The following is a 1492-nucleotide window of genomic DNA, read 5'->3' on the forward strand; positions in this document are numbered from 1 at the left end:
CCCGGGCGGTGGTAGTCCCGGGGTAAGGGTGTAGGCCGAGGGGTAGGCAAATCCGTCCCTCATTAAGGCTGAGACCTGATGCCGAGCCGATTGTGGTGAAGTGGATGATCCTATGCTGTCGAGAAAAGCCTCTAGCGAGTTTCATGGCGGCCCGTACCCTAAACCGACTCAGGTGGTCAGGTAGAGAATACCGAGGCGTTCGGGTGAACTATGGTTAAGGAACTCGGCAAAATGCCCCCGTAACTTCGGGAGAAGGGGGGCCATCACTGGTGATCGGATTTACTCCGTGAGCTGGGGGTGGCCGCAGAGACCAGCGAGAAGCGACTGTTTACTAAAAACACAGGTCCGTGCGAAGCCGTAAGGCGATGTATACGGACTGACGCCTGCCCGGTGCTGGAACGTTAAGGGGACCGGTTAGTCACATTTCGGTGTGGCGAAGCTGAGAACTTAAGCGCCAGTAAACGGCGGTGGTAACTATAACCATCCTAAGGTAGCGAAATTCCTTGTCGGGTAAGTTCCGACCTGCACGAATGGCGTAACGACTTCTCGACTGTCTCAACCATAGGCCCGGTGAAATTGCACTACGAGTAAAGATGCTCGTTTCGCGCAGCAGGACGGAAAGACCCCGGGACCTTTACTATAGTTTGATATTGGTGTTCGGTTCGGCTTGTGTAGGATAGGTGGGAGACTTTGAAGCGGCCACGCCAGTGGTTGTGGAGTCGTCGTTGAAATACCACTCTGGTCGTGCTGGATGTCTAACCTCGGTCCGTGATCCGGATCAGGGACAGTGTCTGATGGGTAGTTTAACTGGGGCGGTTGCCTCCCAAAGGGTAACGGAGGCGCCCAAAGGTTCCCTCAGCCTGGTTGGCAATCAGGTGTTGAGTGTAAGTGCACAAGGGAGCTTGACTGTGAGACCGACGGGTCGAGCAGGGACGAAAGTCGGGACTAGTGATCCGGCGGTGGCTTGTGGAAGCGCCGTCGCTCAACGGATAAAAGGTACCCCGGGGATAACAGGCTGATCTTCCCCAAGAGTCCATATCGACGGGATGGTTTGGCACCTCGATGTCGGCTCGTCGCATCCTGGGGCTGGAGTCGGTCCCAAGGGTTGGGCTGTTCGCCCATTAAAGCGGTACGCGAGCTGGGTTTAGAACGTCGTGAGACAGTTCGGTCCCTATCCGCTGTGCGCGTAGGAATATTGAGAAGGGCTGTCCCTAGTACGAGAGGACCGGGACGGACGAACCTCTGGTGTGCCAGTTGTCCTGCCAAGGGCATGGCTGGTTGGCTACGTTCGGGAGGGATAACCGCTGAAAGCATCTAAGCGGGAAGCCTGCTTCAAGATGAGTATTCCCACCTCCTTGAGAGGGTAAGGCTCCCAGTAGACGACTGGGTTGATAGGCCAGATGTGGAAGCCCGGTAACGGGTGGAGCTGACTGGTACTAATAGGCCGAGGGCTTGTCCTCAGTTGCTCGCGTCCACTGTGTTAGTTCTGAAG

Annotated in this window: 1 rRNA gene; it reads left to right on the plus strand. The window is 56.2% G+C overall.

The features are described from left to right. Positions 1-1460, plus strand: a 23S ribosomal RNA gene (locus ACFWBY_RS36615); the annotation flags it as partial. Between the last annotated feature and the right edge of the window lie 32 nt (positions 1461-1492).

The sequence above is a fragment of the Streptomyces sp. NPDC060049 genome, assembly GCF_042736715.1.
GTDB lineage: Bacteria > Actinomycetota > Actinomycetes > Streptomycetales > Streptomycetaceae > Streptomyces.